Source organism: Pseudomonas sp. MS646, from assembly GCF_036693845.1.
Classification (GTDB): Bacteria; Pseudomonadota; Gammaproteobacteria; order Pseudomonadales; family Pseudomonadaceae; genus Aquipseudomonas; species Aquipseudomonas chlororaphis_E.
Genome location: NZ_CP144763.1, coordinates 905,505 through 919,973, shown reverse-complemented (window position 1 = coordinate 919,973; position 14,469 = coordinate 905,505). Strand labels below are relative to the sequence as shown.

The 14,469-nt window shown below is 64.5% G+C and carries 9 protein-coding genes; 2 read left to right on the top strand and 7 right to left on the bottom strand.

The genetic code is table 11. The features are described 5' to 3' along the window. Positions 1-166 precede the first annotated feature (166 nt). The 3 genes from V3H56_RS03905 to ptsP are packed head-to-tail and all read right to left on the bottom strand — an operon-like array spanning position 167 to position 5,728. On the bottom strand, positions 167-1,909 hold the full coding sequence (locus V3H56_RS03905) for a PTS fructose-like transporter subunit IIB (protein ID WP_042729971.1): 1,743 nt from the start codon (positions 1,907-1,909) through the stop codon (positions 167-169). Positions 1,910-1,922: 13 nt separating this feature from the next. Beyond that, on the bottom strand, positions 1,923-2,864 hold the full coding sequence (gene pfkB, locus V3H56_RS03900; RefSeq protein WP_042729972.1) for a 1-phosphofructokinase: 942 nt from the start codon (positions 2,862-2,864) through the stop codon (positions 1,923-1,925). Then, a complete protein-coding gene (gene ptsP / locus V3H56_RS03895) occupies positions 2,864-5,728 on the bottom strand; it encodes a phosphoenolpyruvate--protein phosphotransferase (RefSeq protein ID WP_338474243.1) in 2,865 nt (954 codons plus the stop codon). Before ptsP ends, pfkB begins: the two co-directional genes overlap by 1 nt. Before the next feature lie 288 nt (positions 5,729-6,016). Between ptsP and cra the strand changes: the two genes are divergently transcribed. Together cra and V3H56_RS03885 are read left to right on the top strand one after the other, a co-directional pair. Next, on the top strand, positions 6,017-7,012 hold the full coding sequence (gene cra, locus V3H56_RS03890) for a catabolite repressor/activator (protein ID WP_042729974.1): 996 nt from the start codon (positions 6,017-6,019) through the stop codon (positions 7,010-7,012). 3 nt (positions 7,013-7,015) lie between these two features. Beyond that, the gene (locus tag V3H56_RS03885) at positions 7,016-7,792 is read left to right on the top strand and encodes a TatD family hydrolase (protein ID WP_042729975.1); all 777 of its coding nucleotides are present in this window, start codon (positions 7,016-7,018) and stop codon (positions 7,790-7,792) included. A 484-nt stretch (positions 7,793-8,276) separates the two neighbouring features. On the opposite strand, the gene V3H56_RS03880 is transcribed toward V3H56_RS03885, so the two are convergent. The 4 genes from V3H56_RS03880 to V3H56_RS03865 all read right to left on the bottom strand — a co-directional run bounded on the left by V3H56_RS03880 (position 8,277) and on the right by V3H56_RS03865 (position 14,247). Beyond that, positions 8,277-10,307: a methyl-accepting chemotaxis protein gene (locus V3H56_RS03880; RefSeq protein WP_338474242.1), complete on the bottom strand. Its 2,031-nt coding sequence runs from the start codon at positions 10,305-10,307 to the stop codon at positions 8,277-8,279. 274 nt (positions 10,308-10,581) lie between these two features. Then, positions 10,582-11,418 carry a regulatory signaling modulator protein AmpE gene (gene ampE, locus V3H56_RS03875; protein ID WP_338474241.1) on the bottom strand — a complete coding sequence of 279 codons (837 nt, stop codon included), beginning with the start codon at positions 11,416-11,418 and terminating at the stop codon, positions 10,582-10,584. Continuing rightward, complete coding sequence (gene ampD, locus V3H56_RS03870; RefSeq protein ID WP_042728713.1) at positions 11,415-11,975, bottom strand: 1,6-anhydro-N-acetylmuramyl-L-alanine amidase AmpD; 561 nt, start codon at positions 11,973-11,975, stop codon at positions 11,415-11,417. Before ampD ends, ampE begins: the two co-directional genes overlap by 4 nt. A 64-nt stretch (positions 11,976-12,039) precedes the next feature. Then, on the bottom strand, positions 12,040-14,247 hold the full coding sequence (locus tag V3H56_RS03865) for a DUF1631 domain-containing protein (RefSeq protein ID WP_338474240.1): 2,208 nt from the start codon (positions 14,245-14,247) through the stop codon (positions 12,040-12,042). Positions 14,248-14,469 lie beyond the last annotated feature (222 nt).

Sequence of the window (14,469 nt, the reverse complement as noted above, 5' to 3'; positions counted from 1 at the left end):
GGGTGTGTGAATCGGGTGTGACAGGTTTTATAAACACGCCATAACCCCCTGTGGGAGCGAGCTTGCTCGCGATAGCGGTGTGTCAGATGACATCATCGTCAACTGACACACCGCTATCGCGAGCAAGCTCGCTCCCACAGGGGGGGTTCAGTCTTCTGGAACGTAATCAGGCCTTGGCCGGCTCCAACGCCATCTCCACTGCTTCAGGCCGCTTGAGCAGCGCATACGCCACGCCGGTCACCAGGCTCCCCGCCACGATCGCCAGCAAATACAACAGCGCATGGTTGATGGCGTTGGGGATCAGCATCACGAACAGTCCACCGTGGGGCGCCATGAGCTTGCAGCCGAAGTACATCGACAGCGCACCGGTCAACGCACCACCGGCGATGCTGGCCGGGATCACCCGCAGCGGGTCCTTGGCGGCGAACGGGATCGCACCTTCGGAGATGAAGCACAGCCCCAATACCAGCGCCGCCTTGCCGGCCTCGCGCTCGGTCTGGGCGAACTTGCGGCGGGCGATGAAGGTGGCGATGCCCAGGCCAATCGGCGGCACCATCCCGGCGGCCATGGTCGCGGCCATCGGCGCATAGCTTTGCGATGCCAGCAGGCCCACCGAGAACGCATAGGCGGCCTTGTTGATCGGCCCGCCGAGATCGATGCACATCATCGCGCCCAGCAGCACGCCCAACAGAATGGCGTTGGTGGTGCCCATGCTGTCGAGGAAATGGGTCAAGCCTTCGAGCATGCCCGCCACCGGCTTGCCGACCACGTAAATCATCACCAGGCCGGTGAACAGGCTCGCCAGCAGCGGAATGATCAGGATCGGCTTGAGCGCTTCCAGGCTCTGGGGCAAGCGTGCGTAGCGGTTGATCGCCTGGGCCGCGTAACCGGCCAGGAAACCGGCGATGATCCCGCCAATGAAGCCGGCGCCCAGGGTACTCGCCAGCATCCCGCCGATCATCCCGGGCGCAAGGCCCGGACGGTCGGCGATGGAATAGGCGATGTAGCCGGCCAGTAACGGCACCATCAACTTGAAGGCGGTGTCGCCACCAATCTGCATCAGCGCGGCGGCCAGCGTGCCAGGTTCCTTGAAGGCCGTGATGCCGAACACGAACGACAACGCAATCAACAAACCACCCGCCACCACCATCGGCAGCATGAACGACACGCCGGTCAGCAAATGTTTGTAGACCCCGGTCTTCTCCGACTTGGCCGGGCCGGCGGCGCTGCTCGAAACGCTTTCCTGGCGGCCTTCGACCAAGGCCTTGTTCAGCGTGGCTTCAGCCTGTTTCAGGGCAATGCCAGTGCCGCAACGGTAGATTTTCTTGCCGGCGAAACGCTCGGTGGCGACTTCGATGTCAGTGGCCAGCAGCACCACATCGGCCTCGGCAATGGCTTCGGCGCTCAACGGATTGCGCGCGCCCACCGAGCCCTGGGTTTCCACTTGCAGGTCATAACCGAGCTTCTTCGCGGCCTGCTGCAACGCCTCGGCGGCCATGAAGGTGTGGGCAACGCCCGTCGGGCACGCGGTGATGGCGACCAGGCGCGGCGCCCGTTCGGCCGAAGCGCCCGGCGCCTCTTCCGCCACCTGCGACTCGACCAGCACCTGGGCTTCTTCGGCGCCGCGCCGTAATAGCGAATCGACGTCTTGCAGGGCCTGGGCCGGAGTGCTGCGGAACAGGCGCTTGCCGACGAACCGCGACAGGTCCACCGGTCCGGTGGCCACCAGCAAGACCCATTCGGCCGCTTCGAGGGTTGCCGCCGACAATTGGCGCTCCGGATGAGCCGCGTCATGCACCTCGACGCTGGTGCTCCACCCTTGGCGCTGCGCCGCCGCATCCAGCAGGCGGGCGCACAACACACTGGTGACCATGCCGTTCGGGCAGGCCGTCACAATGGCTAATTTCATCTCGCGAACCCTCTTATTGTTCTGTCAGGGGGCGCACGCGCACACCCTGTTCAAGCGACGCCAGCAGCGCGGTGTCGCGAATGCCGAAACCGATCTGCGTGACCGCCATGGCCGCGATGGCGGTGGCGGTGCGCAGGGTCTGCTCCGGGGCTTGCGCACCCAGCAGGCCGTGCAGCATGCCGGCCAGCAGCGAGTCCCCGGCGCCCACCGTGCTGGCGACGCTGACCTTGGGCGGCGTGGCATGCAGGGCCGAGCCGACGCTGAACCAGTTCACGCCATCGGCACCGTGGGAAATCACCACATGGTCGATGCCCTGGGCATGCAGGCGCTGCGCCGCTTGCGCCTGGGCCCGCTCACTCACCACCTCGCACCCCAGCGCATCGGCCAGTTCCTCGGTGTTCGGTTTGATCAGCCACGGCCCCGCCGCCAGCGCAACGCGCAAGGCCTCGCCACTGGTGTCGAGTGCGACGTTCAGGCCGAGTTCCTTCAAACGTGTGATCAAGGCCTGCAACCACTGCGGGCTGACACCGCGGGGCAAGCTGCCTGCCACCACCACCGCGTCATGGCCAGGGGCAATGTGTTCCAGCCGATCGAGCAACGCTTGCTGCGCGGCGACGTCGACCACAGGTCCGGGACCGTTCAGGTCGGTGATGCGTCCGTCCTGTTCGGCCAACTTGATGTTGCTGCGGGTTTCACCCGGCACGCGAATAAAGGCGTCGGCAAAACCGCGCTGGGTGAACAGCGTCTCGAACGCCTGGGCATTGTCCTGGCCGAGAAAGCCGCTGACCGTCAGCGTGTGGCCGAGATCGGCCAGCACCTGGGCCACGTTCACGCCCTTGCCGGCGGCATGGGTGTGCATGCCGTCGCTGCGGTTGACCTGGCCCGGTTCCAGGCGCGCCAGTTCCACCGTGAGGTCGAGCGCCGGGTTGAGGGTCAGGGTAAGAATCTTCGCCATTACAGCGCCTCCACTAATGCGCGCACATCATCGGCGCTGCCCACGGCCAATGCCTCCTGGGCCAGGGTTTGAATGTGCGCAAGGCTCAGCTCGCGCACACGTGCCTTGACCTCGGCGATGCTGCGGGCCGAAACGCTCAACTCGTCCACGCCCAGGCCCACCAGCACCGGCACCGCCAGCGGATCAGCCGCCAGCTCGCCGCACACGCCGACCCACTTGCCCTGGGCATGGGCGGCGCGCACGGTGATGTCGATCAGTTGCAGCACCGCCGGGTGCAAGCCATCGGCCTGGGCCGACAAGGTCGGGTGACCACGGTCGATGGCCAGGGTGTATTGGGTCAGGTCGTTGGTGCCGACGCTGAAGAAGTCGACCTCCTTGGCGAGCACCGGCGCCAGCAATGCGGCGGACGGGACTTCGATCATGATCCCCAGTTGCAGGTCCGCCACCGGGATTTCCTGGCGCAGGCGTTCGGTCATGGCCCGGGCCTGGCGCCATTCGACGACGCTGCCCACCATCGGGAACATGATCCGCAACGGACGATTGTCGGCCGAGCGCAGCAAGGCCCGCAGTTGCGCTTCCATGACCTGCGGACGCTGCAAGGTCAGGCGAATGCCGCGCACGCCGAGGAACGGGTTTTCTTCTTTCGCGATCGGCCAGTACGACAGTGGTTTGTCGCCGCCGACATCGAGGGTACGCACCACCAGCGGCCGGCCGGCCAGGCCATCGAGGACCTTGCGGTACTCGGCTTCCTGGGTCGCTTCGTCCGGCGCCTGGGTGTGGGCCATAAAGATCAGTTCGGTGCGCAACAGCCCGATGCCTTCGGCGCCCTGCTCCACCGCGCTGCCGACACCGGCGCTTTCACCAATGTTGGCGAACACTTCCACGGCGTGGCCATCGCGGGTCAACGCCGGCTGGTGACGCTGCTCGGCGGCCAGCTTGAGGCGCTGCTCGCGGGTGTCGCGTTCTTCCTTGGCCCGTTGCAGGGTGGCGGCGTCGGGCTCCACGTGCAGGCGACCGCGCTGGCCGTCGAGCAACAACGAGGTGCCCGGCGCCAGCAACAACACCGCCTCACCGGCCCCCACCAACGCGGGAATGCCCAAGGCGCGGGCGACGATGGCGCTGTGGGCCGTGGCGCCGCCGCGGGCGGTCAGGATCCCCGCCACCCGGCTCGGGTCCAGGCGCGCCACGTCGGATGGGCCGACTTCGTCCATCACCAGGATGTAGGGTTGCTCGGGTTCGCTCGGGGTTTCGACGCCACACAACTGCGCCAACACACGGCGGCCCACGTCGCGCAGGTCGGCGGCGCGCTCGGCGAGCAAGGCGTCCTGCAAGGCTTCCTGTTCTTTCGCGGCGGCTTCGATCACGCCCATCCAGGCGGCTTGCGCACTCTCGCCCAACTTCAAGCGGGTGTCGACTTCGTCCGTCAGCTCCGGGTCGTCGAGCATTTCCTGGTGGGTGATGAAGATCTCGCGAATGGCCTTGGCCTTGGCGCGCTCGATCAACCCCTCGATGTCGCGGCGCACCTGGCCCAGTGCGTTTTGCAGGCGCTCACGCTCGATGGCCGCCGATTCACCGCGCAGCGGATAATCGATGGCTTGCAGCACCTGGATGTGGGCCGGGCCGATGGCAATACCCGGCGCCGCCGGCACGGCCTGGATCAGGCTGCCGGCTTCGGGCGCCAGCACCACGGTCGCGACGTCGGCCATCGGGCTTTGCTCGGGCGTCGTTGCTGGCGGCAGCGGCTCGACCTCCTCGCCCAGGCCTTCCTCGACGGCCGCCAGCAAGGCCGGCAACGCATCGGCGGCAATGCTTGGCTCGGCCACGAACTCCAGGACCTGGCCGCGCCTGGCCCCTAGGCTCAACAACTTGCTCAGGCTCTTGACCGACACGGCGCTGTCCTGGCCGTCGGCGATGCGCACGCGGATTTCGCCGTCGAAACTTTTCGCCAACTGGGCGAGGATCTTCGCCGGGCGCGCGTGCAAGCCGTGGGCATTGGCCAGGCCGATGCGTGCGCTGGGCCAGTCGGCAGGCAGTTCACCGCCGAGCACTTCCAGCACCTTGCGGCTGCTGGTGGCGCGACCCAATTCGTGACCACGACCTTCGATCAGCAGCGCGCAGAGCCGCTCCAGCAAGCTCTGATGGGCCTCGCCGAGACTGGCGAGGCAGAACAGGCCGCTCAACGGCTGGCCCAGGTAACGGATGGGCTTGTCCGGAGTCACGAAGGCCAGGCCCGGACGCTTGACCGTCTGCTCGCTGTGCAACCACCACAGGCCATCGCCCAGGGGCAGCGCCTCGACCTGTTGCAGCACACCGGCGAAGCCATTGCTCACGCAATCGGCCTGGCGCAACAGACGAGCGCCGCGCCACACCAGCTCTTCGAAATCGTCGGCCGACACGCCCAGGCCGATCATCTGCGCGTCCAGGGCCAGTTCCTGCGGCGCGCCTTGCAGCAGCTTCAGCAACGCTTCGGCAGACCCGGCCCGGCGCAAGGCCTGGCCCAGGTCCGTCTCGCCAAGGGCGCGGGTCAGCAATTGCAGGAGGCGCAGGTGCTCGTCGGACTTGGCCGCGATGCCGATGGCCAGGTAGACAATCTGCCCGTCGCCCCAGTCCACGCCTTCGGGAAATTGCAGCAGGCGCACGCCGGTGGAGTAGACCAGGTCGCGGGTTTGCGGAGTGCCGTGGGGAATGGCGATACCTTGGCCAAGAAAGGTCGAGCCCTGGGCTTCGCGAGCCTGCAAGCCGGCGAGGTAGCCGTCAGCCACCAGGCCATCGGCCACCAGTTTGTCAGCGAGCAATTGCAACGCAGCGTCTTTATCCACGGCTGTCTGCGCCATGGATATCTGCCCTAGAGTGAGCTCGAGCATGCCTTCTCCTTTTTGGCGTCCGGTCGGCGCCAGGTATTGTTTTGAAAGAATCAGCTTAGCGTTGCAGGACAGCTTTTGGCGGTATCGCGGCAGTGCGGCCAAAAAATCCTGCTAGCCTTGAAAATACGCCTGCTGAAACGTTTAATCTAGAAAGATTGGCACGTTACTCGATAATCTCTCATCCTTGAAGTGCAACTTGTCGTCAGCCATCGGCAGTGACCTTCGGCACGAATCGGGTAGGATGGCCCTCATTGTCGGGTCAAACCCGGAAAAACAAGGAAAAACCGGTTGAAACTCAGTGATATCGCCCAGTTGGCCGGTGTGTCCGTGACCACCGCCAGCTATGTCATCAACGGCAAGGCCGAGCAGCAACGCATCAGCAACGCGACCGTCGAGCGGGTGCGTGCGGTGGTCGAAGAACACGGCTTCACGCCAAACCCCCAGGCCGCCGGGCTGCGCAGCCGGCATACCCGCACGCTGGGCTTCATCCTGCCCGATCTGGAAAACCCCAGTTACGCACGCATCGCCAAGTTGCTGGAACAAGGCGCCCGGGCACGGGGCTACCAGTTGCTGATCGCCAGTTCCGACGACGCACCCGACAGTGAACGGCAATTGTTGCAGCTGTTCCGCGCCCGGCGCTGCGATGCGCTGATCGTCGCCAGTTGCCTGCCGGCCGGCGACGACAGCTACCAGCAGTTGCAGGCCAAGGGCATCCCGATCATCGCCATCGACCGGGTGATGGAGCCGACGCAGTTCTGCTCGGTCATCAGCGACGACCGCCAGGCCAGCCTGCACCTGACCCGCAGTTTGCTGGAAACGAACCCTCGGCAGATCGCCCTGATCAGCGCTCGCCCCGAACTGAGCATCAGCCAGGAACGGACCGCGGGTTTTCGCGATGCACTGGCCGGCTTCGAGGGCCAGGTGCTGATCGAACATGGCGAGTCTTTCAGCCGTGAATGCGGGCGCCAGTTGATGGATGAAATGCTCGCGCGCCTGGGCCACTTGCCCGACGCGCTGATCACCACGTCCTACGTGCTGCTGCAAGGGGTGTTCGACGCCCTGCATGATTTCCCGTTGAAGTCGCGTCCGCTGCGCCTGGGCACGTTCGGCGATACGCAGTTGCTGGACTTCCTGCCGCTGCCGGTCAACGCCATGTCCCAGCAGCACCAGTTGATCGCCGAAAAAGCCCTGGAGTTGGCACTGGCGGCCATCGAGAACAACGACTACCAACCTGGCGTGCAGGCCATTGCACGGACGTTCAAGCAGCGCATTCATCAGGGCTGAGGCATGCAGCTGATCGACACCCACACCCACCTCGACTTCCCCGACTTCGACGCCGACCGCCCGGCACTGCTCGCCGAAAGCCGCGCCCTGGGCGTGCGGCAAATGGTGGTGCTGGGGGTGTATCGGGACAACTGGCAGCGGGTCTGGGACCTGGTGCAGAGCGACCCCGACCTGCACGCCGCACTGGGCCTGCACCCGGTGTACCTCGAACAGCACGGGGCTGAGGATGTCCTGCGCTTGCGCGACTGGCTGGCCCGCCTCGCCGGGCATCGACAATTGTGTGCGGTGGGCGAAATCGGCCTGGACTACTACCTTCAGGACCTGGACCGCGAGCGCCAGCAGGCGCTGTTCGAAGCGCAACTGAACCTGGCGGCAACCTTCGAACTGCCGGCGCTGATCCACGTAAGGCGCAGCCACGCCGCCGTGATCGCCACGCTCAAGCGCCTGGCCAACCCACGGGCGGGGATCATCCACGCCTTCGCCGGCAGCCTCGAAGAGGCCCGCGAATACATCAAGCTCGGCTTCAAGCTCGGCCTGGGCGGCGCCGCAACCTGGCCCCAGGCCCTGCGCATGCATCGGGTACTGGCCCAACTGCCGCTGGAAGCGGTCGTACTGGAAACCGATTCCCCCGACATGCCGCCGGCCATGTACCCCGGCCAACGCAACACCCCGGCACACCTGCCGGCCATCTGCCAAGCCCTGGCCGAAATCATGGCAGTGCCCCCCGAACAACTGGCCAAGGCCAGCACGGCCAACGCCCGAGAATTGTTCGGCTGGTGAACTGAGCGGCGCTTGCCATAGGGCAATTGTGTACTGCTGGGAGAGATTGGTCGGTTGCCAGGCCGCTTTCGCGGGCAAGCCCGCTCCCACAGGGGATTGAGGTATAGCCGCGAGAGTTAGGCCGCCTCGCGCAGGCTTTTGATCCTGCTTTTGATCTTGGGCCCCATTAACCACAAGGGCCGAACGCAGGCATTGCGTAGTGGGCATCCCGGCATGGAGGCCGGGATAGCCGCGCTGGGCCATGGAGGGCCCTTCGCGGCGGGCCCACGGAGCAATGCCTGCGTTCGGGCACACCGAGCCTAGGCGAGGTGCTCAGTGGTGGGGCCAAGCCTTTTTTGCTTACTTTTTTTGGCGTCTGAAAAAAAGTAAGCCGCCGTAAGGGCGGAACCCTAAGCCGCCGTTACCGCAGCAACGGATATGCACTCAATCAACAAAACCCACATCACAAGACCGTCATCGCGAGCAGGCTCACCCCCACAACCACCTACACCCGAAACGCATTGATCAACTGCTTGAGCTGCACCACCTGCGCAGACAACTCACGACTGGCATCTTCCGTCTGGTGCGCCCCTTCAGCGGTACGCTCACCCGCGCGATTGATCTCGACAATGTTCTGGTCAATGTCATGGGCCACCGCCGTCTGCTGCTCCACGGCCGCGGCGATCTGTTGGTTCTGGTCGACGATCATGCCAACCGCTCCGAGGATATTCTCCAAGGCCTGCTGGACCTTTTCCGACTGACCGACCGTGCCGTTGGCCATCTCATGGCTGGTGCCCATCGCCTTCACCGCCGCCCCCACGCCACCGTGCAGGCGGGTGATCATCGCTTCGATTTCCTCGGTCGATTGCTGGGTCCGCTTGGCCAGCGTCCGCACTTCATCGGCCACCACCGCAAAACCCCGGCCCTGTTCACCGGCCCGGGCCGCCTCGATGGCGGCGTTGAGCGCCAGCAGGTTGGTCTGCTCGGCAATGCTCTTGATGACATCCAACACCCGGCTGATGGCCTGGCTGTCGGTCGCCAGTTGATTGATCACCTGCACCGACTGATCGATCTCGCTGGCCAACCGGGCAATGCTGCCCTGCTGGGATTCCACCAGGCCGCGGCCGCTCAGGGTTTCATCGTTGACGCTGTGGGCGCTGCTGACCGCCGCCGCGGCACTGCGGGCCACTTCCTGAGCCGTGGCCGACATCTGGTTCATCGCCGTCGCGACCAGTTCGATCTGGCTGCGTTGTCCGGCAACAGCCTGGTTGCTCTGGGCCGACACCGTTTCCACCTGCCCGGCCTGGCGCTCGACTTCGGCGACGGTACGCCCGACCTGTTCGATCAAGTCATGGATTTTCGCCACGGTGCCGTTGAACACCTCGCCCAACTCGCCCAGCTCGTCCTTGCTGCGGGCGACGAAATTGACCGTCATGTCCCCGGCAGCCACCTTGTCCATCATCAGGCCCAGGTGCTGAAGGGTGGTGCGGGTCGAGGCGTAGAAACCGGCGTACAGGTAGAAGATCAGCAGGAACACCGCGGCCAATGCCACGGCTTGCAACACCATGTGGCTGCGGTTCTGCTCCAGGCGATGCTGCAACTGGACCCCGAGAAAGTCTTGGGTCGCCTCATTCAGCCGGTACGTCTGCGCCATCAGGCCGCTGATCTGCTCGTAGAACGCCGGCCACGGCGCATCGAGGGTATCGGCCATCACCACCTGTTCTTCGATCAGCTCACTGGCCTTCTTGAGGCTGGCCTTGCTGCCGTTGGCCTGTTCGGCCAGAGCTTGCCCGGCCGCCTGGCTGGCGCCCAGGGTGTCCTGCAGTTTCACCTCGTATTCGCCCTGGAGCTTTTCGATCTGCGCCAGCAATTCATCGAAGCGGGTACTGGACGCCGAATTGAGAAACCCCAATCCCAGCGACGAAGCCCCCAGCGCCCGGCCCTCGCCGAGGATCTGGGTGACTTTCGGGGTCATGCCGACGATCAATTCGCTGAGCTGGCGAATGTCGCTCTGGTTGTCGCGGCTCAACCCCGCCTGGCTGGCAATGATCTGGCTGAACGTCTGCGCACTGTTGAGCAGCTTGCCGATCAGCGCACTCTTGCTCTGCAAGGAGCTTTCCGCCTGCTGGGCCTTGAATGCGGCAATCATTTCGTCGCGTTTGGCATCGAAGGCGCTGACCTGCTCGGGCTCGACCGCCATCGCGGTCATGCCTTGCAACCGCGCGAGGACCTGTTGTTCGAGGGTGCCGATCTTCGCCTCCACGTCGCCGGCCTTGCCGGACTGCCCGAGGCTGGCGTTGATCTGCACCAGGTTGTTCAGGGTTTCCAGGTCTCGGCGCAGGGCCAGGCTGCTGGCCAACAGGTCGAGGCTTTGCAGCTCCACCTGGGTTCCCTGGAACTCCCGATAGGAATCGCGTACCAGAAAAAAGTTGGTCACCAGCATCGGCACCAGGAACAACACACTGATCAGGCTGAACTTCATGCCGAAGCTCAGGCGGTTCATCAGCGCGACAGCGGGCCAGAGCAAACTCTTCACAAGGAAGCCTCCCGGGAATGTTCTTATTGTTATGGCTGGCGCACAGAGACAGCAGAAAGCCACCATTCGGGGCGCTGTCCCTATATAGCCTAAATCGGCGGGGAGATTTGTAACTTAAGGTTAACGAGTCACAGGGGACGCTGAGCACTGTGACTAGGACGCTTGTTCCCGCTCGGGCGCCAGGCGGACGCCGTCTTTGGGGAGGTGCTTCGCACCTCAGCGGGAGCAAGCTTCCTCGCCGCGAAAATCATGCACCCCACATCATTTACACAGGTCAGGCCAGCACCGTCCACAATGCGAACCCGGCATACCAGAGCACCGCCGCGCGCAGCAGCAATTCCCAGAGCCGATCCAGGCTGTTGATGCCGTCCGGCCCGGCCATGGGCTTGGGGATCTCGCCGGCCACCAGGCCGACCTTGTCGATCAGGTCGGCGGCGCTGATGTTCCAGTTCAACAGTTCGTGCAACATCACCCGGCTGACCGCGACGAAGTTGCCCACCAGGGCGAAGCTCGCCGCGAGCAGGCGCACCGGCACCCAATCGAAGGCGTGGCGCAGTTGCACGGCACGCTCGGCGACGCCGGCGTTGTGACTGTGTTCGGCGGCCAGTGCCAGCAGGCGGTAGCTGAGCGCCGCGACCGGGCCCAGCAAGAAGTACCAGAAGATCACCGCAAAAAAGCTCTGGTAGGCCTGCCACAGCAGATGCCCCTGGACCCGCTCCAGCAGTTGGTCACCGTCGTCGGCTTCAATGTCCAGGTCTCGCTTGGCCACATGGGTGGCCGCTTGCAGATCCTCGCGACGCCAGGCATCGCGAAACGGCCCGAGGTCGGCCAGCAGATCGCCGCGCCCCAGGCTGTAGATCACCACCAGCAAGTGCACCGGCAGCGCCAGCAAGCCATAGGCCACCGGCTCCAGCACCCACAGCAGCAATGCCAGCAACGCCACCGGCAGCAGCACCATCACGACCAACACCAACCAGGGCCGATTGACCCAGCGCGGCCTTGCCTCAAGCTTGTTCAGCTCTTGCAGCCAACCGCCATCGCGCTGGACCCGCTGACGCAGGGCCGAGAACTTCTCGATCCACACCGCCAGCAGCAACACCAGAAAACTCATTGTCCTTCCCCTTCTGTCAGGGCCGCACGATAGCGCGCCCAGTCAAATGCCGGTCCCGGATCGGTCTTGCGTCCCGGGGCAATGTCGCTATGTCCGCAGATGCGTTGCACCGTGATCGCACTGAAAGCCGCTTGCAACTGCCGGGTCAACGCCACCAGGGCCGCGTACTGCGCGTCGGTAAAGGGCAGATCATCGGTGCCCTCCAACTCGATGCCCAGGGAAAAATCATTACAGGTCTCTCGCCCCTCGAAGCACGAGACGCCCGCATGCCACGCCCGGTCCAGGCAAGAGACAAACTGGGTGACGGCGCCGTCACGTTCGATCAAAAAATGTGCAGAAACCCGCAGGTCGGCGATACCGGCAAAGTAAGGGTGCTCCGTGACATCCAGGCGATTCTGGAAGAATTGCTGCACCTTGCCCGTCGCGAATTGGGCCGGTGGCAAGCTGATGTTGTGGATCACCAGCAGGGAGATCTCGCCCTCGGGGCGCGCATTGAAGTTGGGCGAAGGGCAATGACGCACGCCCTCGCACCAACCGCTCGCGGAGTCCAACTGCATACAGGTTCCTTCGAAGACGACGGTGGATGCCGTCAGTATGCCGTGATCGGCCCGCGCTGCGCGATCACTTGCCGCGATTGAGCTGGCGCAGGTTGCCTAGCACCGATTCCAGCGCCCGGTCGAACAACAACGTGTCGTCCAACAGGCGCGCCGCCCCCCGACGAAACTCCAGGGCCAGGCTGGTGCGGCTGTGCTCCAGCACCTTGAGGCCGGTGCGGTTGACGAAGATGTACTGGCCGGTGGCCTCGATGATCGCCGCCAGCTTGCAGCGCAGGGTGTTGTCATCCTCTTCCTGGAACTCGACCCAGTTGCCCAGGCGCAGTTGATCGACCTGGATCAGCCCCACGTCATCGGCCGGCAGGCGCACCGCCGCGCTGTCTCCCGTGCCTTTATGGGCGGTGCGCAAGACGATTTTCTCCGCCACCTCGACCATGACCGGCGAATCCGCCGACGAAGCCTGCGTCTGTGCTTGCCCCATCCGCTCAAGGGCCTGGACGTGCAAGACCTCCAGTTCGCTGAAAAACTCGCTGGTGGCAAACGGGTCGAACGCCGAGCGGCTCAGCCCCTCGCGCAAAGCCTTGAGCAACTCCGGTACCATCGCCAGCAGACGCAGGCCGGCATCGGGCTCGTCGTGGGGTTGGACACTCCAGATCAACCGCTCCAGGGTCAGGACGTCGGCCTGCCACTCGGCCGAATACTTGCCATGCTTGAAACAAGTCAGCAGGAGCACCTGGCTCCAGGCCTGCAGGACGAACTCCACCACGGCCTGGGGCAAGACTTTGCCCAGCATCACCTGGTTCAACGCGCCCTCGACCCGCAAGCGCGCCAACTCGGCCTTGGCACGCCCTTCCTCGGCATCGCGGATGCGCTGTTCGAGCAGCTCGCTGCGGCGACGCTCGTCGCTGGTGAAGGCGAGGAAATCGGCGAGCAGTTCGGAAAAGATCGCCGGGTCGTCGACGTAATCGTTCAACAGGCGTTGCACCACCTGCTCGATACGCAGGTAGAGCGCGTCGCGCTGATGATCGTCGCAATCGCCCCAGCCCATGGCCGCGGCGGCAATTTCGTTGAGCAACCGCCGGGCGGGATGGTTACCGCGGCTGAAGAAGCTCTTGTCCTGCACCGCGACCTTGAGCATCGGGATCTGCAGGCGGCCGATCAGGGCCTTGAAGGAATCCGGCAGGTTGTGGTCGTCGAGGATGAACTCGAACATCATCGAGATCAGGTTGATGACGTCTTCATCCGCGTCTTCGACCACCCGGGACTTGCCGCTGCGGACACTGACCCGCGTCAGCAACTGCTCCAGCTGGCTGCGCAGGTCGAATTCGTCCTGGACGGTGGGCGCGTACTGCTGCAAATGGGACAGCAGTCGCAGCAGGTCGCGAGTGGAGATCGGCTGGGCCGGCGCGCTGGCTTCCAGGGTCGGCGCCACGCTGCCGCGCACCTGCATCAACAGCTTCTGCAACGCCGCGAACACCTCCTGCACACTGTCATCGACCTCGGCCGACCTGGGCTTGGCCATCGTATCGGCCTTGGGCCGTGGGGGCTCGTCGAGACGATCCGACGCGCGCCGTGACGGCGCGGCCTTGAGCTCCGGCAGGATACCGGTGGCCGCCAGCAACTGGTTGGCTTCGGCGTAGAGCGGGTCGCACTCGCTGAGCACATAGCGTTCGAAAAGCTTGAGCAGGATCAGCTTGACCTTGATCCCCACGCCCAGGTTGCGCCCGGCTTGCAGGAAGTTCTCACACAGCAGCGCGGGGCTCAGGGGGTTTTGCGGGTTGCCCAGCGGCCGGGCCAGCAACGCACTCAGCCGGGCGGTCAATTGTTCGAGCGCCAGGCCATCACGCTTGAGCACCCGGGTGACCATGGCCTCGACGGCCAGGTGTCGCTCCAATTCGTCTTGAGAAAGCTGGGGCGAGGCGCTGCAAGCCTGGATGGGCGCGAGGGTGGCCTGGGTGACGTCGTATTGGGCAAGGCTGACGAAGGCCTCGAAGAACTGCTCGATGAATTCACGTTCGATGCTTTTGCGCTTCAGGCGCAGGTCGCGCATGGCTTCGAAGAACAGGTTCTGCTCGATGTCGTCGCGTGCCCGGTCGGCCATTTCAAACAGGGTGTCGTCGGCGTTATCGAACAACCCTTGCAGGCCCACGCGCAACTGCTGCGCGGCCTTGTCGCGAACCTGAAGCAGAATCACCGGCAGGCGCGGGAGCGGCGAACGATTCGCCTGATCGGCAGATACCTTGTGTAAAGGCACTACATTCCCGTCATTGTGCATCCTGGCCTCCTGGAACGGTGGTCTTCGGCTGGCGACGTCAAAGACATGACGTCAATCGAAAGGCGGATTATCGACCAAAAGAACGGTGTCGCACCAGAGGGTGCTGTGATCCCGCTCGAAATACCGCGCATCAAGTGACCCGAGAAATGCGTAAACGTTGCGAAGACGCGACCAAATGCAGGTTTGATTGGGTGCAGTCGCCCGCCAGCGCCTTGGGTTCGT

What these genes read in the sequence shown, in the direction of transcription:
- V3H56_RS03905 (WP_042729971.1), bottom strand. Translation starts at nt 1,909, where the DNA reads ATGAAATTAGCCATTGTGACGGCCTGCCCGAACGGCATGGTCACCAGT.
- pfkB (WP_042729972.1), bottom strand. Translation starts at nt 2,864, where the DNA reads ATGGCGAAGATTCTTACCCTGACCCTCAACCCGGCGCTCGACCTCACG.
- ptsP (WP_338474243.1), bottom strand. Translation starts at nt 5,728, where the DNA reads ATGCTCGAGCTCACTCTAGGGCAGATATCCATGGCGCAGACAGCCGTG.
- V3H56_RS03885 (WP_042729975.1), top strand. Translation starts at nt 7,016, where the DNA reads ATGCAGCTGATCGACACCCACACCCACCTCGACTTCCCCGACTTCGAC.
- ampE (WP_338474241.1), bottom strand. Translation starts at nt 11,418, where the DNA reads ATGAGTTTTCTGGTGTTGCTGCTGGCGGTGTGGATCGAGAAGTTCTCG.
- ampD (WP_042728713.1), bottom strand. Translation starts at nt 11,975, where the DNA reads ATGCAGTTGGACTCCGCGAGCGGTTGGTGCGAGGGCGTGCGTCATTGC.
- V3H56_RS03865 (WP_338474240.1), bottom strand. Translation starts at nt 14,247, where the DNA reads ATGCACAATGACGGGAATGTAGTGCCTTTACACAAGGTATCTGCCGAT.